The 22,036-nt window shown below is 67.7% G+C and carries 21 protein-coding genes and 1 tRNA gene; 13 read left to right on the forward strand and 9 right to left on the reverse strand.

Annotation, left to right across the window (positions count from 1 at the left end; genetic code table 11):
• Positions 1-3: 3 nt before the first annotated feature.
• From B9Y82_RS17865 to B9Y82_RS20990, 4 genes are all read right to left on the reverse strand, one after another.
• Positions 4-1,188 carry an ABC transporter permease gene (locus B9Y82_RS17865; RefSeq protein ID WP_100474572.1) on the reverse strand — a complete coding sequence of 395 codons (1,185 nt, stop codon included), beginning with the start codon at positions 1,186-1,188 and terminating at the stop codon, positions 4-6.
• A complete protein-coding gene (locus B9Y82_RS17870; RefSeq protein ID WP_100474575.1) occupies positions 1,185-1,931 on the reverse strand; it encodes an ATP-binding cassette domain-containing protein in 747 nt (248 codons plus the stop codon). Before B9Y82_RS17870 ends, B9Y82_RS17865 begins: the two co-directional genes overlap by 4 nt.
• Positions 1,928-3,454 carry an alpha/beta fold hydrolase gene (locus B9Y82_RS17875; RefSeq protein WP_100474576.1) on the reverse strand — a complete coding sequence of 509 codons (1,527 nt, stop codon included), beginning with the start codon at positions 3,452-3,454 and terminating at the stop codon, positions 1,928-1,930. The genes B9Y82_RS17870 and B9Y82_RS17875 overlap by 4 nt, the downstream gene beginning before the upstream one ends.
• Positions 3,455-3,522: 68 nt before the next feature.
• Entirely contained in the window at positions 3,523-3,648 is a 126-nt protein-coding gene (locus tag B9Y82_RS20990) for a hypothetical protein (protein ID WP_265350040.1), read from the reverse strand.
• Positions 3,649-3,752: 104 nt separating this feature from the next.
• Between B9Y82_RS20990 and B9Y82_RS17885 the strand changes: the two genes are divergently transcribed.
• The 3 genes from B9Y82_RS17885 to B9Y82_RS17895 all read left to right on the forward strand — a co-directional run bounded on the left by B9Y82_RS17885 (position 3,753) and on the right by B9Y82_RS17895 (position 6,995).
• Positions 3,753-4,238, forward strand: coding sequence for a DUF1203 domain-containing protein (locus B9Y82_RS17885; RefSeq protein ID WP_100474579.1), 486 nt, complete (start codon positions 3,753-3,755; stop codon positions 4,236-4,238).
• Positions 4,239-4,471: 233 nt separating this feature from the next.
• Positions 4,472-5,641: a lytic polysaccharide monooxygenase gene (locus B9Y82_RS17890; RefSeq protein ID WP_100474582.1), complete on the forward strand. Its 1,170-nt coding sequence runs from the start codon at positions 4,472-4,474 to the stop codon at positions 5,639-5,641.
• Between the two features lie 178 nt (positions 5,642-5,819).
• Positions 5,820-6,995 carry a lytic polysaccharide monooxygenase gene (locus tag B9Y82_RS17895; protein WP_100474585.1) on the forward strand — a complete coding sequence of 392 codons (1,176 nt, stop codon included), beginning with the start codon at positions 5,820-5,822 and terminating at the stop codon, positions 6,993-6,995.
• A gap of 75 nt (positions 6,996-7,070) precedes the next feature.
• Here B9Y82_RS17895 and B9Y82_RS17900 read toward each other — a convergent pair whose 3' ends face one another.
• Entirely contained in the window at positions 7,071-7,820 is a 750-nt protein-coding gene (locus B9Y82_RS17900) for a ferredoxin--NADP reductase (protein WP_100474588.1), read from the reverse strand.
• 84 nt (positions 7,821-7,904) lie between these two features.
• Between B9Y82_RS17900 and B9Y82_RS17905 the strand changes: the two genes are divergently transcribed.
• From B9Y82_RS17905 to B9Y82_RS17925, 5 genes are all read left to right on the forward strand, one after another.
• Complete coding sequence (locus B9Y82_RS17905; RefSeq protein WP_049400895.1) at positions 7,905-8,873, forward strand: ABC transporter ATP-binding protein; 969 nt, start codon at positions 7,905-7,907, stop codon at positions 8,871-8,873.
• A complete protein-coding gene (locus B9Y82_RS17910; protein ID WP_100474591.1) occupies positions 8,870-9,661 on the forward strand; it encodes an ABC transporter permease in 792 nt (263 codons plus the stop codon). The genes B9Y82_RS17905 and B9Y82_RS17910 overlap by 4 nt, the downstream gene beginning before the upstream one ends.
• 354 nt (positions 9,662-10,015) lie before the next feature.
• Positions 10,016-10,783, forward strand: coding sequence for a hypothetical protein (locus B9Y82_RS17915; RefSeq protein ID WP_100474594.1), 768 nt, complete (start codon positions 10,016-10,018; stop codon positions 10,781-10,783).
• 188 nt (positions 10,784-10,971) lie between these two features.
• A complete protein-coding gene (gene panE / locus B9Y82_RS17920) occupies positions 10,972-11,910 on the forward strand; it encodes a 2-dehydropantoate 2-reductase (protein WP_100474597.1) in 939 nt (312 codons plus the stop codon).
• Positions 11,907-12,830 (forward strand): epimerase, encoded by a 924-nt coding sequence (locus tag B9Y82_RS17925; protein ID WP_100474600.1) that lies wholly within the window; start codon positions 11,907-11,909, stop codon positions 12,828-12,830. Before panE ends, B9Y82_RS17925 begins: the two co-directional genes overlap by 4 nt.
• A 27-nt stretch (positions 12,831-12,857) precedes the next feature.
• On the opposite strand, the gene B9Y82_RS17930 is transcribed toward B9Y82_RS17925, so the two are convergent.
• Positions 12,858-13,655 carry a TatD family hydrolase gene (locus B9Y82_RS17930; RefSeq protein WP_100475275.1) on the reverse strand — a complete coding sequence of 266 codons (798 nt, stop codon included), beginning with the start codon at positions 13,653-13,655 and terminating at the stop codon, positions 12,858-12,860.
• A gap of 67 nt (positions 13,656-13,722) precedes the next feature.
• Between B9Y82_RS17930 and hrpB the strand changes: the two genes are divergently transcribed.
• Both hrpB and B9Y82_RS17940 read left to right on the forward strand, forming a co-directional pair.
• Positions 13,723-16,227 carry an ATP-dependent helicase HrpB gene (gene hrpB, locus B9Y82_RS17935; protein ID WP_100474601.1) on the forward strand — a complete coding sequence of 835 codons (2,505 nt, stop codon included), beginning with the start codon at positions 13,723-13,725 and terminating at the stop codon, positions 16,225-16,227.
• A 213-nt stretch (positions 16,228-16,440) separates the two neighbouring features.
• A complete protein-coding gene (locus B9Y82_RS17940) occupies positions 16,441-16,815 on the forward strand; it encodes a hypothetical protein (RefSeq protein ID WP_057497856.1) in 375 nt (124 codons plus the stop codon).
• Between the two features lie 60 nt (positions 16,816-16,875).
• Here the strand turns inward: B9Y82_RS17940 and B9Y82_RS17945 are convergent, their stop codons facing one another.
• The 3 genes from B9Y82_RS17945 to B9Y82_RS17955 all read right to left on the reverse strand — a co-directional run bounded on the left by B9Y82_RS17945 (position 16,876) and on the right by B9Y82_RS17955 (position 18,703).
• A complete protein-coding gene (locus B9Y82_RS17945; protein ID WP_100474604.1) occupies positions 16,876-17,415 on the reverse strand; it encodes a pseudouridine synthase in 540 nt (179 codons plus the stop codon).
• A 68-nt stretch (positions 17,416-17,483) separates the two neighbouring features.
• Positions 17,484-17,750 carry a hypothetical protein gene (locus B9Y82_RS17950; RefSeq protein WP_238381674.1) on the reverse strand — a complete coding sequence of 89 codons (267 nt, stop codon included), beginning with the start codon at positions 17,748-17,750 and terminating at the stop codon, positions 17,484-17,486.
• 95 nt (positions 17,751-17,845) lie between these two features.
• Positions 17,846-18,703 carry a class I SAM-dependent methyltransferase gene (locus B9Y82_RS17955; protein WP_100474611.1) on the reverse strand — a complete coding sequence of 286 codons (858 nt, stop codon included), beginning with the start codon at positions 18,701-18,703 and terminating at the stop codon, positions 17,846-17,848.
• Positions 18,704-18,872: 169 nt separating this feature from the next.
• Here B9Y82_RS17955 and B9Y82_RS17960 point away from each other — a divergent pair, with 169 nt between their 5' ends.
• The 3 genes from B9Y82_RS17960 (at position 18,873) to B9Y82_RS17970 (ending at position 22,025) form a co-directional block, all read left to right on the forward strand.
• On the forward strand, positions 18,873-19,829 hold the full coding sequence (locus tag B9Y82_RS17960; RefSeq protein ID WP_100474614.1) for an aldo/keto reductase: 957 nt from the start codon (positions 18,873-18,875) through the stop codon (positions 19,827-19,829).
• 643 nt (positions 19,830-20,472) lie between these two features.
• Positions 20,473-20,545: transfer RNA gene (locus B9Y82_RS17965), tRNA-Gln, on the forward strand.
• A gap of 355 nt (positions 20,546-20,900) precedes the next feature.
• Complete coding sequence (locus B9Y82_RS17970) at positions 20,901-22,025, forward strand: slipin family protein (RefSeq protein WP_100474617.1); 1,125 nt, start codon at positions 20,901-20,903, stop codon at positions 22,023-22,025.
• Positions 22,026-22,036: the final 11 nt, after the last annotated feature.

A 22,036-nucleotide genomic window follows, 5' to 3' on the forward strand; every position in this document is an offset into this window, starting at 1 on the left:
GGGTCAACCGGAAATCGCCAGGCGCTCGTTGTGGTAGCGGCGCACGGCGGCGAACCACAGCACCGCGGCCAGGCCGAGGCTTGCGCCCAGGTAGATCGCCCAGACCGTCGGGGTGATGGTCTCGTGGCGGATCACCTTCAGCAGCATCTGGTTCTGCGACAGGAACGGCACGGCGTACTGCCACAGCTCGCTCTTCAGCGGATAGGCCACCAGTGCGTAGCCGGGCAGCATCGGCAGCAGCATCAGCCAGGTCATGTGGCTCTGCGCCTCCTTCATGCTCTTGGCCGCGGCCGACAGGAAGGTCAGCAGCGAGGTGCCGATCAGCAGCATCGGCAACATCACCAGCAGCATCTGCAGCATCGAGCCGACGTTCATGTTGAACTGGCGGCCGATGTTGCCGGGCGCAATCTGCGCGCTCACCTTGAATGCGACCAGGGTCAGCAGCAGCGATACGAAACCGACCACGCAGGCGGCGGCGATCTTGCCGCTGACGATCGCGCTGCGCGAGCCCGGCGTGGCCAGCAGTGGTTCCAGCGACTGCCGCTCGCGCTCGCCGGCGGTGGCGTCCATCACCAGGTAGGCGCCACCGATGAACGAGGTCAGCGTCAGCAGTACCGGCAGCAGCATCGAGAGGATCATGCCGCGCTTGGCTTCGGCACTGGCCAGGTCCTGGCGCGCCACGTCCAGCGGGCGTGCCACCTGTGCATCGGTGCCGCGCGCCATCAGGCGCAGTGCACCGACCTGGCCGTTGTAGGTGGCCAGTGCCGCCTCCAGGCGTGCGCCAGGCACTTCGGCAGCGCGCCGCGTGCTGTCCCTGATCACCTCCACCAGTGCAGGCTTGCCATCGGCCCAGTCCTTGCCGAAGTCATCGCTGATGCGCAGCGCCACATCGATGTCCTGGGTGCGGATGGCCTCGGCCAGGTCCTTCGGTGCCGGTGCGGCATTGAGGCCCTGCGCGGCGAGGAAGCGCACCAGGTTCGGTGCGTTCTCCGCACCGATGGTCGGGATCTGCAACGGCTCTTCGATCTGGGTGCGCACCCGGCTCTCGGCCAGCTTGCCCATGCCCAGCAGCAGCACCGGGTACAGCAGCGGTCCGAAAAGCAGCGTCAGCAGCAGCGTGCGGCGGTCACGCGACAAGTCGCGCAGTTCCTTGCGCATCACCGTCATCAGGGTCGACATCATGCTCATGCGTGCAGGCCCTCTTCGCTGCCGATCAGTTTCACGAACGCGTCCTCAAGGTTGGCTTCACCGGCCTGTGCACGCAGTTCGTCGGCGCTGCCAGCGGCCATCACCGTGCCCTTGGCGATGATCACGATGTGGTCACACAACGCGCCCACCTCCTGCATGATGTGGCTGGACAGGATCACGCAGCGGCCCTCGTCGCGCAGGCCCAGCAGGAAGCGGCGCAGCGCGCGCGTGGTCATTACATCCAGGCCGTTGGTCGGTTCGTCGAGGATGACGTTGCGCGGGTCGTGCACCAGCGCGCGGGCAATCGCGGTCTTGGTGCGCTGGCCCTGCGAGAAGCCATCGGTCTGCCGGTCGAGGATGTCGCCCATGTCCAGTGCGTGCGACAGCACCTCGATGCGTTCGCGGATGCGCTCGGCCGACAGGCCATGCAGCTCGCCAAAGTAGGCGATGTTCTCGCGCGCGGTCAGGCGCTTGTAGACGCCGCGCGCATCGGGCAGCACGCCGAGATGGCGACGCACCTCCACCGGATGGCGCGCCGCGTCGATGCCATCGACCGTGATGCTGCCCTGATCGGGCGTCATCAGCGTGTAGAGCATGCGCATGGTAGTGGTCTTGCCGGCACCATTGGGGCCCAGCAGGCCGGTGATCTGCCCATCCCCGGCGCGGAAGCCGACGTTGGCGACCGCCTGGATGCGGCCCGTGCGGGTATCGAAGGCCTTGTGCAGGTTGTCGGCGACGATCATGGTTCCCATCCGTTGAACGAGGTGAACGCCGGCACGTAGCTCAGCGTGTCCAGGCAGCTGGCATCCAGTGCCTTGGCATCGGTCTTGTCGATGAACTGGCCGAGCAGGCGCGGCATGCAGCCGGCGGTCAACGTGCCATGGCCCTGGCCACGGGCGACCAGCGCACGGCCATTGGGCAGGCCCTTGAGCACCTGTGCGGCGTAGCGGGGCGGCGTTACCGGGTCCAGCTCACCGGACAGCAGCAGTGCCGGCACCTCGCTGCGCAGCGGCACGGCATCGGTTGCCGGCGCCGGACGATGCGGCCACACCGGGCAGGCCGCGAAGAAGGCGCTGGCGACTTCGTTGCCGAACAGCCGTTCGGGATCCTCGGCCGGCGCGTGGTAGCGCGGCGCATCCTCGCTGCAGATCACCGACCACTGCATGCCGCGGTTGATCTGGAAATCCATGCTGCGGTTCGCGCCGCGCGCCAGCGATGCCAGCGGTCCGTAGCGCCCGTGTGCGGCCTCATCCAGCACCAGTGGCAGCAGCGAGGAATACTGCGGCACGTAGGAGAAGGCGAAGGCCAGGCCGACCACGCTGTCCGGCGTCAGGACATCCTGCCGCGGTGCGTTGGTACCCGGATCGCGATACTCGACCGAGACCGGCGCACGACGCAGGGTGTCGACCACGCTGCGCAGCTGCGCGCGGGTATCGGTCGGGAAGCGCTTGCTGCAGGCGGCATCCTTGCGGCACTGCGCCGACTGCAGGGCGATCGCATCCTCGAAGGTGGTCGCGAAGTCGCCACCGACCACCAGCTCGTTCGGCACCACGCCATCGATGACGATGCTGCGGGTGTGCTGCGGATAGGCGCCGGCATAGCGCTGGGCCACGCGGGTGCCGTAGGAGCCACCGACCAGGTTGACCTGATCCACGCCGAGCGCACCGCGCACCGCATCCAGGTCGGCGATGGCCTCGGTGGTGGTGTAGAAGCGCGCGTCGGCACGCCCCTGCAGCGACGCCGCGCAGCGCTGGGCGTAGTCGCGCAGCGATGCCTCGGAAGGCGCGGCATCTTCGTCCATCTGCAGTGGCTTGCCGTCCGCGCCCAGGCAGCTGAGCGGGTTGGAGCCGCCGGTGCCGCGCTGGTCGATCAGGAACACGTCGCGCTGCTTGCGCACCTGGCGCAGTGCGGTATCGACGATGACCGCCACCTCGCTGGCCGCCTGGCCGGGGCCGCCGGCCAGGAAGAACACCGGGTCGGGCTGGCTGGCGCCGCTGCTTCCCGATTCCAGCCAGGCGATGCGCAGGCCGATCCGGCGGCCCGCGGGCTGGGCCCGATCCTCCGGTACCTGCAGGGTGGCGCACTGCGCCTCCACGTTGGCGCTGGCGCCTTCGGTGGACAGCGTGCAGGGCTGGAAGTCGATCGTACCGAAGCGGCGGCTGGGTGCATCACTGGCACTTCCGGCATCGGCCGCCGGCGGCTGGCTGCACCCGGCAATCATCAGGCTGGCCAGCATCCCGGCCAGCGCGAGGTGGTGTCTTTGCATCGTGCTCGTTTCCCCTGGAGGACGTTCCTGTCGACCACGACGGGCTGCCGCGGAAGATGTGACCCAACTTACACGGGCAGCGCGCCGACGGCGATGGGCAATGACGAATCCGCCGCCGACGGCGCGCAGACCAGGCGGTCCCGCCCTTCGGCCTTGGCCCGGTACAGGGCGGCATCGGCGGCGGCCAGCAGCAACCCATGGGCCAGTGTTCCGGCCCGACGGCGATGTGGGGTCTGAAAACGGCGAGCGCAGCGGACAGCGCATGCGCACAATCCGCGGAGAACCCAAGGAGACGCCCATGCACGCGTGGTACCTCGGTGGCATCGACCACCGCCCGTTCCTCCATCTGTTCGAGATGAGCGACAGCGCACTCGCCGCGCTCGGCATCCAGCGTCGCTGGGCGGGCGCCAATGGCGGCCATCCCTGCCGGATCAGCCTGAGCGATCCCGCACCTGGCAGTGAACTGCTCCTGCTGTCCCACGTCCACCTGCCGCTGCATTCGCCATACCGCGCCGCCGGGCCGATCTTCGTGCAGCGCGGCGTGACCCGTTGCGTCCTGCCGCCGGGCGAAGTGCCCCCGTACGTGCAGCGCAGGATGATCTCGGTGCGTGCCTATGACCACGCCGCGCTGATGAGCGATGCCGAGATCTGTGCGGGCATCGACGTTGCGGGCCGACTGGATGCACTGTTCGCCGACCCGTCGGTGGCGTTCGTCCAGTTGCACAATGCGGCGCATGGCTGTTTCTCGTGCCAGGCGGATCGGGTCGCTACCGGGACTGCGTAGCGTGATCTCCATGACGTGATCGATGCCACGCCGATCCCGTGACGTCCAACGCATCCGTTCAGCCCTGCGTGAAGCCGGTGGGAAGGGCTTCACACCCACAGTCACGGATCGGCGCTTCGGTGGTTCCGCCCCCTGCGCTGCGACTCGATACTCGCCGTGGTGCCGCCGAAAGTCCGCCGCGCAGCGCAGCTCCTGCGGTCACCGTTCCCTTTCGACGACCACAAGGATGCGCCATGTCATTCCGATCCACACCGCTGTTGCTGGCTACCTCGTTCGCCGCTGCGGGCCTGTGCCTGGCCGGCAGCGCGTTCGCCCACGGCACCATGACCACGCCGGTCAGCCGTGTCTATGCCTGCTTCCAGGGCAATCCCGAGAACCCGACCAACCCGGCCTGTGCCGCTGCAAAAGCGATTGGCGGTTCGCAGGCGTTCTACGACTGGAACGGCATCAACCAGGCCAACGCCAACGGCAATCATCAGGCCGTGGTGCCTGACGGCAAGCTGTGCAGCGGCAACAACCCGACCTTCCGCGGACTGGATGTGAACCGCAGTGACTGGCAGACCACGCCGATCCAGCCCGATGCCAATGGCAAGTTCACCTTCGTGTTCAAGGCGACCGCACCACATGCCACCCGTGACTGGCGCTTCTTCGTCACCCGCGAAGGCTGGCAGCCGGGCAGCCCACTGCGCTGGGCCGACCTGCAGGAGTTCTGCACGCTGGGCAATACGCCGCTCTCGGCCGATGGCACCTACAAGCTGCAGTGCACGTTGCCGCAGCGCACCGGCCAGCATGTGATCTACAACACCTGGCAGCGCTCGGATTCGACCGAGGCGTTCTATACCTGCATGGATGTGCGCTTCCAGGGCGGCGGCGGTACCGCACCGGCACCGCAATGGCAGGATGCCGGCCCGGTCACCGCACGCGGTGAGCTGCCGGTTGGCACGACGTTGGCACTGCGCGTGTTCAATGCCAACGGCAATGACATCGAACGCGTGGAAGCAACCCTGGCCAGCGGCCAGACGGCGGCCGCGCAGTGGCCGTTGGCGCTGGCCCGCAAGGTCAATGCCAGCGCCCAGCATGCACGCGTGGGCGTGCTCAGTAACGGCGTGATCACGCCTGCCGCTTCGGCCACCGGCAACCGCGTGTACCTGAAGGACGGCAACCGCTTCCAGCTCGATACCCAGGTTCCCGACCCTGGCACGCCGTCACCGGGCGGCGATTTCGACCACGTGTACCCCGCCGGCATCGGCAGTTACGTGCCGGGCCAGACCGTGGTGAAGAGCAGCGACGGCAAGCTGTATGCCTGCCGCCCGTTCCCGGAGGGTGCGTGGTGCAACGTCAACGCCGAGGCGTACCGGCCGGGTGTCGGCGCGGCCTGGCGCGACGCGTGGATCGCGTACTGAGGCCGTGATGCGGGAGGCGGTGCAGCATGCACCGCCTTCTGTCAGGGAAGCGGCACAGTGAGCAACGTGTTGCAGATCGAACACGGCCGCCATCGAATTCGAACTTATCCGATGTTGCCGGCGGGCCTGCATGTGAAGACTGCGCGAGGTTTCCCACACTTCGCAAAGGAGTTCCTGCATGCACCTGTCCCATCGGGCAGTCCTCGCTCTGTCCGTCGTTGCCGGCCTGGCCCTGTCCGGCAGCGCCTTCGCACACGGCACCATGACCAAGCCGCTCAGCCGCGTGAAGCAGTGCCACGAGGGCAATCCGGAGAACCCGACCAACCCGGCCTGTGCCGCGGCCAAGGCCATCGGTGGCGCGCAGCCGTTCTATGACTGGAGCGCGATCGCCCACGGCAACGCCAATGGCAACCACCGCGATCTGGTGCGTGACGGCGAGCTGTGCAGCGCCAGCATCCCCAAGTACCGCGGGCTCGATCTGAACCGCAGCGACTGGCCGACCACCCCGGTCCGCGCCGATTCGCGCGGCCGCTACACCTTCGAATTCCGCGCACCGGCGCCGCATGCCACCCGCGAATGGAAGTTCTATGTCACCCGCGATGGCTGGCAGCCGGGCAGCCCGCTGCGCTGGGCCGACCTGCAGGAATTCTGCACCCTGGGCAACGTGCCGCTGTCCGAAGGCGGCGTCTACAAGCTGGACTGCCCGCTGCCCAAGCGCAGTGGCCAGCACATCATCTACAACACCTGGCAGCGCTCGGATTCGCAGGAAGCGTTCTATACCTGCATGGACGTGCGCTTCGAAGGTGGCGGTGGCGTGGTTCCGCCGCCGCAGTGGCAGGATGCCGGTGCAGTAACCGCCAATGGCGCGCTGGAGGTGGACAGCACCGTGACCCTGCGCGTGTTCAACGCCAACGGCAATGACCTGGAGCGTCTGGAAACCAAGCTGGCGACCGGCCAGACCAGCCCGACGCAGTGGCCGCTGGCCCTGGCCCGCAAGGTCAACGCCAGCGCACAGCACGCCCGCGTGGGCGTGATGAAGAACGGCGTGATCACGCCGGTCGCCTCGGCTACCGATAACCGCGTGTACCTGAAGCCGGGCAACCGCTTCCAGCTGGAAACCCAGGTGCCGGGTCCGGGCCCGATCGATCCGGTCGATCCGCCGGGCGGCGACTTCGACTTCGTGTACCCGGCCGGCCTCGGCAGCTACAAGCCGGGCGAGACCGTGGTGAAGGGCACCGACGGCAAGCTGTACGCCTGCCGCCCGTTCCCGGAAGGCGCCTGGTGCAACATCAACGCCGATGCCTACCGCCCGGGCACCGGCTTCGCCTGGCGCGACGCCTGGATCGCGTACTGAGGCAGGACACCGGGGGCGGCATGATGCCGCCTCCGGTTCATGGGATTGCCGGCCCGCGGCCGGCACTACCCCGGCTTATTTGCTGCTGACGTACTTCTCGCGGCGGATCTGCGGGTTGCCCAGGCCTGCGGCCTTCAGCAGCTCGGCGCAGGCATCGACCATGTCCGGGTTGCCGCACAGGTAGGCGATGTCGGTGGCCGGGTCCGGGGTGAAGCCGGCCAGCGCCTGCTGCACGTAGCCGTGCTGCACGTCCGGGTGCGGAGCGGCCGGCAGTTCGCGCGACAGGCACGGCACATAGCGGAAGTTCGGGTGTTTTTCGGCGAAGCTGTAGAAGTCTTCGCTGTACAGCAGCTCGCCCGGGCTGCGCGCGCCCTGCAGCAGCACGATCTGCACACCGCGCTCGGCCATGGCCTTTTCCAGCAGCGGCAGCATCGAGCGGTACGGGGTGACGCCGGTACCGGTGGCGATCAGCAGGTAACGGGCGTTGTGGTCACCGGGATTCAGGCAGAACCGGCCATAGGGGCCGGACGCACTGATCTGGCCGCCCTGCTCCAGCGCCTCGAACAGGGCCGTGGCGGCGCCGCCGGGCACGAAGCTGACCGCGATATCCACCGCCTCGCCCGGGCCCAGCGCATGGTCATGGATGGTCGCCAGCGAGTAGCTGCGCTTGGTTTCAGTGCCGTCGGCGTAGCTGAAATGGACCTGGATGAACTGGCCGGGCTGGAAATCCAGCGGCTGTCCATCATCACGCACGAACTGGTAGTGGCCGACGGTCGGGGCCAGCATGCGGCAGCCGACCAGCTTGAGGGGGAATTGAACAGGCACGACTTTTCGGGACAGTGTGTAGCCGGGGCAAGCCCTCGGGGTCTTCTATAATAGCCGCTCCCCGCCCCTCTCCAGCGCCAGCCCATGGGCGCGAAGGCTTCGAGCTTGGCATCCCAGAACGATACGGCGCCCGCCCTGCGCGTGCGCGACCTGCGCAAGACCTACGACAACGGCACCCAGGCCCTGAAGGGGGTTTCCCTGGAAGTGGCCCCGGGCGACTTCTTCGCCCTGCTCGGCCCCAACGGTGCCGGCAAGTCGACCCTGATCGGCATCATCAGCTCCCTGGTCAACCTCAGCGAGGGCCAGGTGGAGGTGTTCGGCAGCGACCTGGTGCGCAACCGCAGCGCCACCATGCGCCTGATCGGGCTGGTGCCGCAGGAAATCAACTTCAACCTGTTCGAAAAGCCCTTCGACATCCTGGTGAACTACGCCGGCTTCTATGGCGTGCCGCGCGAGGAAGCCGAGCAGCGCGCCGAAGAGGAACTGAAGCGGGCCCACCTGTGGGAAAAGGCGCAGGTGATGAGCCGCACGCTGTCCGGCGGCATGAAGCGCCGGCTGATGATCGCCCGCGCGATGATGACGCGCCCGCGCCTGCTGATCCTGGACGAGCCGACCGCCGGCGTGGACATCGAGATCCGCCGCGACATGTGGCGCGTGCTGAAGGAGATCAACGCTGCCGGCACCACGATCATCCTCACCACGCACTATCTGGAAGAAGCCGAGTACCTGTGCCGCCACCTGGCGATCATCAACCATGGCCAGATCGTCGAGCAGGGGCCGATGCGCACCCTGCTGGCCAAGCTGGACGTGGAAGGCTTCCTGCTGGACATCGACGGTGACCTGCCGGCGCAGCTGCCGGTGATCGAAGGCGCGACCCTGACCGCGCCGGACCCGCATACGCTGGACATCGACATGCCGCGCGCGATGGACCTCAACCGCGTGTTCGCCACGCTCAACGAGTCCGGCATCCGCGTGCGCTCGATGCGTACCAAGAGCAACCGCCTGGAGGAGCTGTTCGTGCGCCTCACCGGCAACCTGGAGAAGCCTGCATGAGCACCACCGAGCTGACCGACGGCCAGCGCAACCGCGTCGCACTGTTGACCATCGTGCGCCGTGAAGTCGCCCGCATCATGCGCATCTGGGGCCAGACCCTGGTGCCGCCGGCGATCACCATGACCCTGTACTTCCTGATCTTCGGCCGCCTGATCGGCTCGCGGGTGGGCAACATGGGCGAGTACAGCTACATGGAGTTCATCGTGCCGGGCCTGGTGATGATGAGCGTGATCCAGAACAGCTACGGCAACATCAGCTCCTCGTTCTTCGGCGCCAAGTTCGGCCGCCACGTGGAAGAACTGCTGGTCAGCCCGATGCCGAACTGGGTGATCCTCTGGGGCTACGTCGCCGGCGCAGTGCTGCGCGGCCTGATGGTGGGCGTGATCGTGCTGATCATCGCCATGTTCTTCACCCCGGTGCGCATCCCGCACCCGCTGGTGACGCTGAGCACGGTGATCCTGGGTGCGACGATCTTCTCGCTGGCCGGTTTCATCAATGCGGTGTATGCCAAGAAATTCGATGACGTGGCGATCGTGCCGACCTTCATCCTGACCCCGCTGACCTACCTGGGTGGCGTGTTCTATTCGGTGAAGCTGTTGCCGGGCTGGGCGGAAGCGGCCACGCACGCGAACCCGATCTTCTACATGGTCAACGCATTCCGCTATGGCCTGCTGGGCAGCAGCGATGTGCCGTTGTGGGTGGCCTATGCGCTGATGATCGGTTTCGTGGTGATGCTGACCGCGGTGGCGCTGTGGCTGCTGCGTCGCGGCGTGGGCATGCGCAGCTGAGGGTTGCCTGCAGGGCCTGCGGCCCTGCACCCGCCGAATCAACTTCAACGGCAACGGCAACGGCCACGGCAAAAGCTGACTATCCGTGGGATGGCGGGGTGGGTCCGGTTGCGGGAGACGCCGTGAACCCATCCCTGGGGGCTTGGCCGCGGCATCCATGCCGCGGACACTCCCGCAACCGGATCCACCCCGCCTTCGACAGATTTCCGCGATCTGTCGGAACGGCATTCTGCTCTGGTAGGTGTCAACCTTGGTCGACACGGTAGATCCACGCCATGCGTGGATGAATCGTTCCCTATAGAGCCAAGCCGATGCTTGGCTCTTTTCGTTTCGGATTACGGCTAGGCTGTGGCGATGAAGATCACTTCCATTCCGTTGGACAAGGCCGTGTCAGATGGTCCGATCGATGCCTTCAGCCATGCCCTGCTGAGCGACTCGCCCACGCTGGATGAGGTGCTGGAATACCTGGCCTCGCTGCACGTGGCCGATCCCCGCCACCGCTATCTGTGCACGCTCGACGATCCCGGCCAGTGCCGCTACACCAGCATGCATGCGTCCGACGACGAGCGCATCGCGCTGTACGAGGACGAAGACCCGGCGACGCCGGAAGACGCGCTGGCGGCACGCGAGCGGTTGCTGGCGCATGTCATCGCGCAGCTCGATCACTCCTCTCATCGGCTGGAATGGACCACCCTGCCGGGCACCTTGCTGTGCAATGACGCAGACATCGAGGCGCTGGTCACGGCCAATGCTGCGCCGGATCTGATCGCCGACGAGGTGGTCTGCGTGCAGCAGGTGCCCGTGGCCCGCGACGACCTGCTGATTGCCGCCCTTCCCAACGGCTACTTCAGCGCGGACTGGGACCTCTTCCAGAACCACGCCCTGATCCGGTACCTGCAGCAGCAATACGACTACCGCCTGTTCGGGCTCGGCGCATCGTGGCTCGGCTTCCGGCGCGACAGTGCACCGTCGCCTGCACAAGCGGACGCGTTGGTCGCGGACCTGCAGCGCGTCTACGCTGCAGGAACGCACGATACCTGGTCACAACTGGCCGCAACGCTGGCCACCCGCACCACGCTTCTATTGGGATACACCGAAGGCTTCAGCGAACAACTGCCCTGAGCGCGGCTCTACACGAGCGAGCGACCCGCTTCCGCCTTCGCTTTTGATCTGTTTTCCGAGGTGGCCGCGCCCGGATACTGGCAGGGGTCGTGAAACCAACTCCGCGAACCACCACGAGGGGCTCCGCCGTTGGCCGCAATCTCCGGCACAATCGAAATCCTGATTCCCCAGAAAACGGTGAACGTGCAATGCGCATCCTGATCCTCGGCGCCGGCGGTACCGGCGGTTACTTCGGCGGCCGCCTGGCCCAGGCCGGCGTGGACGTGACCTTCCTTGTGCGCCCCGCACGCGCCGCCCAGCTGGATCGCGACGGCCTGGTCATCCGCAGCCCGCTCGGCGATGCCAGCCTCCCGGTACAGCATGTCACCGCCGACGCGCTGCCTGCGCTCGCCGCACAGAAGCCGTTCGACCTGGTCATCCTCAGCTGCAAGGCCTACGACCTGTCCAGTTCGATCGACGCCATTGCCCCGGCCGTTGGCGCAGGCACCACCGTACTGCCCATCCTCAATGGCCTGCATCACTACAACGCCCTGGACGCGCGCTTCGGCCGCGACGCCGTGCTTGGCGGCCTGTGCTTCATCAGCGCCACCAAGGCCCCCGACGGCGCCGTGCTGCACCTCGGCAAGCCGGCCAAGCTCACCTTCGGCGAGCGCGACGGTGGCGCGCTGTCCGCGCGCGTGCGCGGCTTCGCTGCGGTCTGCGCGCAGGCCCAGCTTGATCACCTGGCCAGCCAGCACATCGGCCAGGAGCAATGGATCAAGTACACCTTCCTGACCGCGCTGGCCGCCGCCACCTGCCTGCTGCGTGCGGATATCGGCACCATCGTCGCCACCGATGATGGCGAGGCGATCGTGCGCGGCCTGTACGACGAATGCCTGGCCGTGGCCGAAGCTGCCGGTGAGCCGATTCCCGATGCCGCGCAGGACGCCGCGCGCGCCACCCTGACCCAGGCGGGCTCGGCGTTGAAGGCATCGATGCTGCGTGACCTGGAAGCCGGCCAGCAGGTGGAGGCCGAACAGATCGTCGGCGACATGCTGGCGCGCGCGCGCAAGGCCGACCAGGAAGCCCTGCTGCTGCAGGTCGCCTACAGCAGCCTGCAGGCCTACCAGGCACTGCGCAGCGCGTGAGCCAGACGTTGCAGGCCAGCACGCTGCCGGCGCGGGTCCTGATCCTTGGCATGGGCTGGAGCGGACGCGTGCTGGCCCAGCATCTGCAGGCATTGGGCGCATGCGTCGCCGGCACTGTACGCGATCCGGAGTCGGCACCACAGGATGGCCTGCGGCGCCATCCGCTGCGTGCCGACGCCACGCCATCGCCTGCCCTGCTCGATGAGGTCGCGCGGGCCGAGGCCGTGCTGTGCAGCGTGCCGCCCGACGCCGATGGCGATCCCGCACTGCGCCGGCTGTTGCCCGCGCTGCAAGCCAGCCCGGCCTTGCGCTGGGTCGGCTACCTGTCATCGACCTCGGTGTACGCCGACCGCGCCGGCGGCCGGGTCGACGAGCGCAGCGCAGCCGATGCCACTGAAACAGCCGGCGTGCAGCGCCTGCGGGCCGAAGCGCAATGGCGTGCGCTTGCTGAAGTACGCGGTATCGCATCGGCGCTGTTCCGCCTGCCCGGCCTGTACGGGCCCGGGCGCAATGCGCTGCTGCAGCTGGCTCAGGGACGTGCCCGCCACGTAGTGCGTCCTGGGCTGGCATTCAACCGACTGCACGTGGATGACCTGGCAAGGGTCGTTATCGCGTCGATGCAGCGGCCGTGCGTGGATGGACTGTACCTGCCGTCCGATGACGAGCCGGCACCGCCGCAGGAGGTACTGGCCTTCGCCGCGCAGCTGGGCGGGTTTGCGATGCCACCTGCCGTGGCATGGGACGACCCCGCACTGAGCCCGACGCTACGGCGCTTCTACGAGAGCAACAAGCGCATCGACAGTCGCGGCACGCGTGAAGCGCTGGCGTGGGAGCCAAGGTTCCCGACGTACCGGGAAGGACTGGAAGATCTGGCTGCGGCGCTCGCTCCCGGCTTCGGGCGTTCACAGCTGCCGCGGTAGGGCCGGCCGCTGATCGGCGCGAGCCGATCAACCCGCATCGGGCAGGCGGAAGAACGCACGCGTCGCCGCAGTTGCATTCGCGGCGGTCACCGCCACGTCCTCGCCGCGGTCGCGCGCCAGTTCTTCCACGATGTGCGACAGGAACATCGGCTCGTTGCGGCGGTCCTTCGGCATCGGCTTCAGCGTGCGCGGCAGCAGGTACGGCGCGTCGGTCTCGATCATCAGGCGGTTGGCCGGAATGTTCTTCACCAGCTCGCGCAGGTGCGCGCCACGGCGTTCGTCGCACAGCCAGCCGGTGATGCCGATGTACCAGTCCTGGTCCAGGTAATCGAACAGCTCGTCGCGTTCGCCGGTGAAGCAATGCACCACCGCCGGCCCGATGCGACCCTCGACGTTCTTCATCTGCGCCATGAAATCGGCATGCGCGTCGCGCTGGTGCAGGAACAGCGGCTTGCCGTTGTCTGCGGCCAGCTGCAGCTGGCGCTCGAAGGCACGATGCTGGGCCGGGCGCGGCGAGAAGTCACGGAAGTAGTCCAGCCCGCATTCGCCCACCGCCACCACTTCCGGGTGGGCATGCAGCGCGCGCATCTCGGCATCGCATTCCTCGGTGTACTCCATCGCGTGGTGCGGGTGCACGCCGGCGGTCGCATACAGGAAGCCGGGGTGCTGCTGGGCCAGCTGCACGGCCAGCGGTGAGTGCTCGCGGCTGGCACCGGTGATGACCATCTGCACCACGCCGGCCTGGCGCGCGCGCTCCAGCACGGCATCGCGGTCGCGGTCGAAGGAGTCGTGGGTCAGGTTGGCGCCGATATCGATCAGGTGCATGGTCATCGCGGGGGAAAAGTGCCCGCGCATTGTACCTGCGCCCGCCGTGGCCCCTTATCCTTTGCACATGAACGCCCCGCTCTTCCCTATCTCTCCGCTGCTGCCACAGATCCAGCAGCACCTGGCCACACACCCTCGGCTGGTGCTGGAGGCGCCGCCCGGCGCCGGCAAGACCACCCAGGTACCACTGGCGCTGCTCGATGCAGCGTGGCTGCAGGGGCGGAAGATCATCCTGCTGGAGCCGCGCCGGGTCGCTGCACGCAGCGCCGCGCAGTTCATGGCGCGGCAACTGGGCGAAGAGGTGGGCGGCACCGTCGGCTACCGCATCCGCTTCGAGAACAAGGTATCGGCGCGCACCCGCATCGAGGTGGTGACCGAAGGCATCCTGACCCGCATGCTGCAGGACGACCCGATGCTGGAAGAGGTCGGTGCGATCCTGTTCGATGAGTTCCACGAACGCCACCTCAGTGGCGACCTCGGCCTGGCGCTGGCGCTGGACGTGCAGGCACAGCTGCGCGATGACCTGCGCCTGGTGGTGATGTCGGCGACGCTGGATGGTGAGCGCCTGGCACGTTTCCTCGATGCGCCGCGCCTGAGCAGCGAAGGTCGCAGCTACCCGGTGGCGGTCAGCCATTTCCCGGCGCGCCGCGATGAGGCGCTGGAACTGCAGGTACGCCGCGCGGTGCAGCAGGCCCTGGCTGAACATCCCGGTGACCTGCTGGTGTTCCTGCCCGGCCAGCGCGAGATCGCGCGGGTGCAGGCGGGCCTGCAGGAATCGCTGGACACGGGTGTTGAAGTGCTGGCCCTGCACGGCGAGCTGCCGGTGGAACAGCAGGCGCGCGTACTGCAGGCGGCCACTGATGGCCGCCGGCGCGTGGTGCTGGCCACCAACGTGGCCGAGTCCTCGGTGACCCTGCCCGGCGTGCGCGTGGTGATCGACAGCGGCCAGGCACGCGAACCGCGCTACGACCCCAACAGTGGCTTCACCCGGCTGGACGTGGTGGCCATCGCCCAGGCGTCGGCCGACCAGCGCGCGGGCCGTGCCGGCCGCGTCGCCGAAGGCGTGGCCTGGCGGCTGTGGCCGCAGTCGCAGCGGCTGGAGCCGCAGCGCCGCGCCGAGATCGACCAGGTGGAACTGGCCGGGCTGGCGCTGGAACTGGCGGCCTGGGGCAGCAGCGACCTGCGTTTCCTCGATCCGCCCCCGGCCGGCCCGATGGGTGCCGCGCGCGAACTGCTGCAGCGGCTCGGCGCGCTGTCCAGCAGCGGCGCGATCACCGCGCTCGGCCGCCGTGTACTGGCGCTGGGCACGCACCCACGGATGGCAGCGATGCTGCTGGCCGCGCCCGATGCCCGCACGCAGGCACTGGCCGCCGATCTGGCCGCCTTGCTGGACGCGCGCGACCCGCTGCGCCAGGGCGGTGATGCACTGGCCGCGCGTTGGCGTGCACTGGCGGCGTTCCGCAACGGCCGCGCACCGGGCGACGCCAACCGCAGCGGGCTGGCCGCCATCGATGCGGCCGCCAAACAATGGCGACGACGCCTGCGCTGTGACGCCACGCCACCCACCAGTATCGAGGCCCACGAACTGGGGGACCTGCTCGCACATGCGTTCCCCGACCGGATCGGTGTCCAGCATCCCAGCGATCCGCTGCGCTACCTGTTGGCCAATGGTCGTAGCGCACGCCTGCACGAACTGAGCGACCTGCGTGGCGAACCGTGGCTGGTAGCCAGCGAACTGCGATTCGAGGCGCGCGATGCGCTGCTGCTGCGTGCCGCGCCGGTGGATGAAGCTCAACTGCGCAAGGCGTGGCCGGAGCGCTTCGTCACCGAAGATGTGGTGCGCTGGGACAGCGAGCGTCGCGCCCTGGTGGCACTGCGCGAGACCCGTTTCGACCGCATCGTGCTGGACAGCCGCTCGGCCGGGCGCGTCGATCCGCAGCATGCCGCGCAGGCCCTGACCGACGCGGTGGCCGAGCTCGGCCTGCAGGCGCTGCCGTGGACCGAAGGCCTGCGCCAGTGGCAGGCACGGGTGGAATCGCTGCGGCGCTGGATGCCCGAGCTCGGCCTGCCCGATTGCAGCGACGACGCCCTGCTGGCCACGCGCGCGCAATGGCTGCAACCGGCGTTCGCCGGCAAGGCGCGACTGGATGCGCTGGATGAATCCAGCTTCGGCGAAGCGTTGAAGTCGCCGCTGGAGTGGTCGCAGCGGCAGCTGGTCGAACGTCATGCGCCGACCCGCATTACCGTGCCCTCCGGGCTGGAGCGGCCGATCACCTATGCGCTGGACAGCGAGAGCGGCGATCCGTTGCCGCCGGTGCTGGCGGTGAAACTGCAGGAACTGTTCGGCCTGGCCGACACGCCGCGCATCGCCGACGGCCGCGTGCCACTGACCCTGCACCTGCTCTCCCCCGGTGGCCGCCCGCTGCAGGTCACCCAGGATCTGCGCAATTTCTGGGAAAGCACCTACGCCGAGGTGAAAAAGGAAATGAAGGGCCGCTACCCGCGCCATCCGTGGCCGGATGACCCGTGGACGGCGATGGCCACGCACCGGGCCAAGCCGCGCGGCACCTGAAGGCGGGGTCGGATCCCTTTGCAACGCAAAGGGCCCTGACCCCGGGCGCGGCGGTTGGGGTCAGAGCCCTTTCCCAAGGGAAAGGGATCCGACCCCACCCTGCCTGATCCTGAATGGCTGCGCTGAAGTCACGCCACGTGCTGCCTCGACTGACATACCGTTTACGGGCAACACGCGACACTGGACTTCGACCCGAGGCAAAGGACCCCCCGCATGAGCAAGCTGACCGTAATCACCGACCGCGCTCTGGAGCGCGCCCTGGAGCTGGCCCACACCGCCGGCGATGGCCTGAAGAGCGCCGGTGGCAGCCTGCGCAATGCGGACTGGATCAAGACCGGCGCCGCCATCGGCGCAGTGAAGACCGGCGGCAAGGTGGCGACCAAGTTCGTGCGCCGCAATCCGGCGGTGGCCGTGGCTGCAGCTGCGGTCGGCGTGGGCCTGCTCGGCTATGCGCTGTACCGCAAGCAGCAGAAGAAGAAGGCGGCCAATGGCCACGTAGTGAATGGGCAGGCGCAACGCATCAACGCGCGTGACCGCCGCAACGACACCGTCGTGGACGAGCACAGCGATATCGGCAGCGACGCCTGAGACCGTTGACCGCTGCCAGGGCCGGGGTCCTTCCCCAGGAAGGGCTCCGGCCTTTTCATTTCAACCGATCTGCCGCCACTGCCCGGGCTGCAGGCCCTCCAGCCGGTACGGCCCCATCGCCACCCGCACCAGACGCAGCGTCGGCAGGTTCACCGCCGCGGTCATCCGACGCACCTGGCGGTTGCGGCCCTCGCGGATCGTGACCGCCAACCAGCTGTCGGGTACGGTCTTGCGGAAGCGCACCGGCGGATCACGCGTCCACAGCGACGGCGCCGGGTCGAGGCGCTCGATCTTCGCCGGCAGGGTCGGCCCGTCGTTCAGCTCTACGCAGTCGCGCAGCCGTTGCAGCTGCTCGTCGCTGGGCGTGCCTTCCACCTGCACCCAGTAGGTCTTGTCGGCCTTGTGCTTCGGGTCGGTCAGCTTGTGCGCCAGCGTGCCGTTGTCGGTCAGCAGCAGCAGGCCCTCGCTGTCATGGTCCAGCCGGCCGGCGGCATACACGCGCGGCGGCAGGCCGAACCCGGCCAGGGTCGGCCGCGGCGGCACGCTGCGGTCGGTGAACTGGCAGAGCACGTTGAAGGGCTTGTTGAAGGCAATCAGCATTGCGGGCATGGCGGGCGGCGGGTGGGGCATTGTCCCATTCCCGCATCGCCGCCGCGATCACCGGCTGCTCAGCCGAAGACCTTCCTTTCCATCAACAGCGCAACGAGCACCACTACGACGCCGCACGTGGCGGCAGCGTTGGCACGGTACCGCAGCCGCGCTACCGGTGGGCAGATCCTGCGCGCGCGTTCGTCCAGCAGGCAACCAACGAGCAGCACCGCAAAACCTGCCGCCGCCACGAGGTCATGCACGTGACCCGCATGGAACACGAAGTCGTATAACCGCGGCAACGCCATCAATGCGAAGGCGAAGTACAGCACTTTCTTCAACAGCACACTCCATTGACGGCAGCGCCGGGCATTGCCCGGCGGCGACCCATTCCATCCAACACCGCGCTGCGCGCTCACCGGGCGCAGCCCAGCGCCACCCGCTACGGCTTGATGAAGCGCAGGGTCATGCGGTCGCTTTCGCCGATCGCCTGGTACTTCGCATCGTCGGCCTTGTCGTGCTGGTTGGTCGGCGGCAGCGTCCACACGCCGTTCGGGTGGTCCTTGGTGTCACGCGGGTTGGCGTTGACCTCGCTGCGTGCGTCCAGCTTGAAGCCGGCGGCCTCGGCCATCGCGATTACCTGCTGCTGGCCGACATAGCCGGTGTCATCGTCGTCGGCCACGTCGGCCTTGGCGCGATGCTCGACCACGCCCAGCACGCCGCCCGGCTTGAGCACGTTGAAGAAGCCCTGGAACATGCCCTGCGCCTGGCCGGCCTTGCGCCAGTTGTGCACGTTGCGGAAGGTCAGCACCACATCGGCTGAACTGGCCGGGCCGAACACCGGCTTGGCCGGATCGTAGGCCACCACGGCGGTCTTGCCGAACTGTGCCGGCGCAGCGGCGTACTTCTTTTCCAGGCTGTCGCGGCTGCGCTGCTGGTAGTCACGGCCGCGGCCTTCGGCAACGGCCATCGGATCGACCACGGCGGCAACGTAGTGGCCCTTGTCGTGCAGCAGCGGCGCCAGGATTTCCGAGTACCAGCCGTTGCCAGGGGTGATCTCGATGACGGTCTTCTCCGGTGCCACCTTGAAGAACGACAACGTCTGCGCAGGATGACGGAAGCCATCGCGCTTGACGTTGTTGGCATCGCGGGTGGGCGCCTTCACCGCCGCGTCGATGGCCGGTGAGACCTGGATCTTCGCCGGTGCGACCGTGGCCGGTACGGCGAACGCGGGAACAGCGGCAAGCAGGGCCGAAGCAAGCAGCAGGCGGCAACCACGCAGGGACGAAGCAGGCATCATCGGAGCGACTCCAGCGGAAGATGCGGCGAGACTAGCAGCCGCGGCGTCCCAGGTGTTCACAAAACGTTAGCTGCGTGCGCATCGCGGAACACTGTTTTGTGGTCGCCGCCGCAGCGCGGTCACACAACGCGTTCTATTCTGGAGCACTTCCCCCAAGGAGTCCGTGCCCATGACGGCAACCCGCGAACTGGGCCGTTCCGGCCTGCATGTACGTCCGCTCGCCTTCGGTGGCAACGTGTTCGGCTGGAGCGCCGATGAGAAGGCCAGCTTCGCCCTGCTCGATGCCTTCGTCGACGCCGGCTTCAACCTGGTCGACACCGCCGATGTGTACTCGGCCTGGGTGCCGGGCAATGCCGGCGGCGAATCGGAAACGCTGATCGGCAAGTGGTTTGCCCGCAGCGGCAAGCGCGACAAGGTGGTGCTGGCGACCAAGGTGGCCAAATGGGCCGAACGCCCCGGCCTGACCCCGGACAACATCAATGCCGCGGTCGAGGATTCACTGCGCCGCCTGCAGACCGACGTGATCGATCTGTACCAGGCCCACGAGGATGACGAGTCGACGCCACTGGAAGCGACCCTGGCCGCGTTCGGCCGCCTGATCGAAGCCGGCAAGGTGCGCGCGATCGGTGCCTCCAACTACAGCGCCACGCGCCTGGCCGACGCGCTGAAGGTGTCCACCGACTACAAGCTGCCGCGTTACGAAACCCTGCAGCCGGAGTACAACCTGTACGACCGTGCCGGCTACGAGAAGGAGCTGGAACCACTGGTGGAGCGCGAACAGATCGGCGTGATCGGCTACTACGCGCTGGCCAGCGGCTTCCTCAGCGGCAAGTACCGCACGCCGGCCGATGCGGCCAAGAGCCCGGCACGTGGCGAAACGGTGGTGAAGCGCTATCTGAATCCGCGTGGCCTGCGCATCCTGCAGGCGCTGGACGACGTGGCCAGCAAGCACAATGCCAGTGCCGCGCAGATCGCACTCGCATGGCAGATCGCACGGCCGTCGATCACCGCGCCGATCGTCAGCGCCACCAGCGTCGAGCAGCTGCACGATCTGCTGGCGGCGGCCAACCTGTCGCTGAGCGTGCAGGATGTCGCGCAGCTGGATGCCGCCAGCAAAGAAGGCTGAGTTGTAGTGCCGGCCGCTGGCCGGCATCGCACAATGCCGAAGAAAATAATTGAACAAAATGGTTGCACGCGAGTAAATCGTGGTTTATCGTGCGCACCTCGTTTCAACAACCACTGGAAACTTCCCTTGAACGCGCATTCCGTCGCCATCGCCAAACTGCTGCCATGCCTGCGCATGGACGTGCTGGCGCGCGCGTTCGGCAAGGAAGTCCAGCTGACAACGGCCTGATACCCGCCCTGCGGAGATCGGCCACCCCGATCTCCGAGGCCTGACGACGCCCTCGGAACGCAAGTCCCGGGGGCGTTTTCGTTTGCGTCGGCACAAGGACCCGCGATGCCAGAACTGCACCCCGCGCGGCAACCCGCCGCTCACTGACCCAGGCTTTTCCGCCCCGCCGAAGGATTTACTTCGCGCGAGTGGCGACGCCTGGACATTATCTGCATCGCACCCAAACATTATCGCTCGCGATAATGTCGGCGGCCTGCACCCTCGATTCTCCAACGGTCCCGTTTCATCCACGGGCTGGTGCGCGCGGCGTTGCCGTGGCGTATGCCGGAGGTCGCGGACATGCCATCGCCTGGATCGCCTGCTGGAGGCAGGCGCCGGTTCGCCGGTACGCGGTTCGATTCCGCGCGGTTCACCACTGGATAGCTCAGTCGGGTAGAGCAACGGATCCTGATTCCGTCTGTCGTGGGTTCGACTCCCACTCCAAACCACATGACCTGTCACGTCATGACTTGAAGCAACACCCGGGGCGCAAGCCCCAGCGGCCATCGTCGCCGTCCACGGACATCGCCTTCGGGCAGGAACGTGGAAGGCAACGGACCGCACGCCGGGCCCGGGCCCGCCGCCACTGCCAGCCACGTTCCGCACCGGTGCTGCCTGCCGGGAACGACGACGGCAGCAGTGCCGGTGCACCGAAGGCTCCGCGCGCGGACCGTCCGCCGGTGGCCGCCCTCTTCCGCTGGCTGCACGTGGTGTGCAGGCAGCCTCGCCACGACCTGATCGACCCGGGTCACGGCGATTCATGCCATCGGGTCGAACCACCAGAGCCAACAAGGAGAGACTCCCATGTTCTGGACCATCAAGGTCGTGATCGGCGACGGCGAGCGCGGCCTGGTGTATCGCAACCGTCGTTTCCAGCAGATCCTGCCGCCGGGCGTGCACCGCCTGTCGCCGTTCGGCGGCCGCCCGCACGTGGACATCCACACTGCATCGAAGGGCGCGGCCTACACCGGCAGCGACCAGGACAGCCTGATCGAGGCACTGGGCGCGACGCTGGACACGCACTTCGTGCTGGCCAACGTCGGTGCCACCGAGGTCGGCCTGTTGCTGCGCAACGGCCGCATCGATGAAGTGCTGCCGCCGGGCAGCCGCCGTCTGTACTGGCGCGGTTCGGTCGATACCCAGGTGCAGGTAATGGCGCTGGGTGACGAGCCGCGTATTCCGGCGGACGTGCAGCAGCGCCTGGGCCAGCTGGGCGTGCTGCCGCGTGTGGCGGTGATCAGCACCGTGCCGAGCGAGTCGGTCGGCCTGCTGTTCATCGATGGCACGCTGCGGCAGACGCTGGACGCCGGCCTGCACGCGTTCTGGAACTTCAACGGCAACGTGTCGGTGGAGCGCGTGGAGCTGCGTGCGCGTTCGCTGGACGTGTCCGGCCAGGAACTGCTCAGCCGCGACAAGGTGACCCTGCGGGTGAACCTGGCCGCGACCGTGCAGGTGGTCGACCCGGTGCGTGCACACCGCACGCTCAGCAATGCCGACGAGTTCGTCTATCGGCAGCTGCAGTTCGGCCTGCGCCAGGCGATTGCCGCGCGCAGCCTGGACGAGCTGCTGGGTGACAAGGCGGCACTGGACGGCGAGATCGCCGCCCATGTGCAGGCGGCGATCGAGGGCCACGGCGTGCGGTTGCTCGGCGTGGGCATCAAGGACGTGATCCTGCCGGGCGAGATGAAGGAGATCCTCAACGGTGTGGTGCTGGCCGAGAAGCAGGCACAGGCCAGCGTGATCCGTCGCCGCGAGGAGGCCAATGCCACGCGTTCGCAGCTCAACACCGCAAAGCTGATCGAGGACAACCCGGTGCTGATGCGCTTGAAGGAGCTGGAGGCGCTGGAGAAGGTCACCGAGAAGATCGACAAGCTCACCGTGTTCGGCGGCCTGGATGGCGTGCTGAAGCAGCTGGTGACGATCAGGTAGGGGGTAGCGGC

It is taken from the genome of Stenotrophomonas maltophilia (genome assembly GCF_002799155.1).
In the GTDB taxonomy this organism is placed as follows: Bacteria; Pseudomonadota; Gammaproteobacteria; order Xanthomonadales; family Xanthomonadaceae; genus Stenotrophomonas; species Stenotrophomonas maltophilia_R.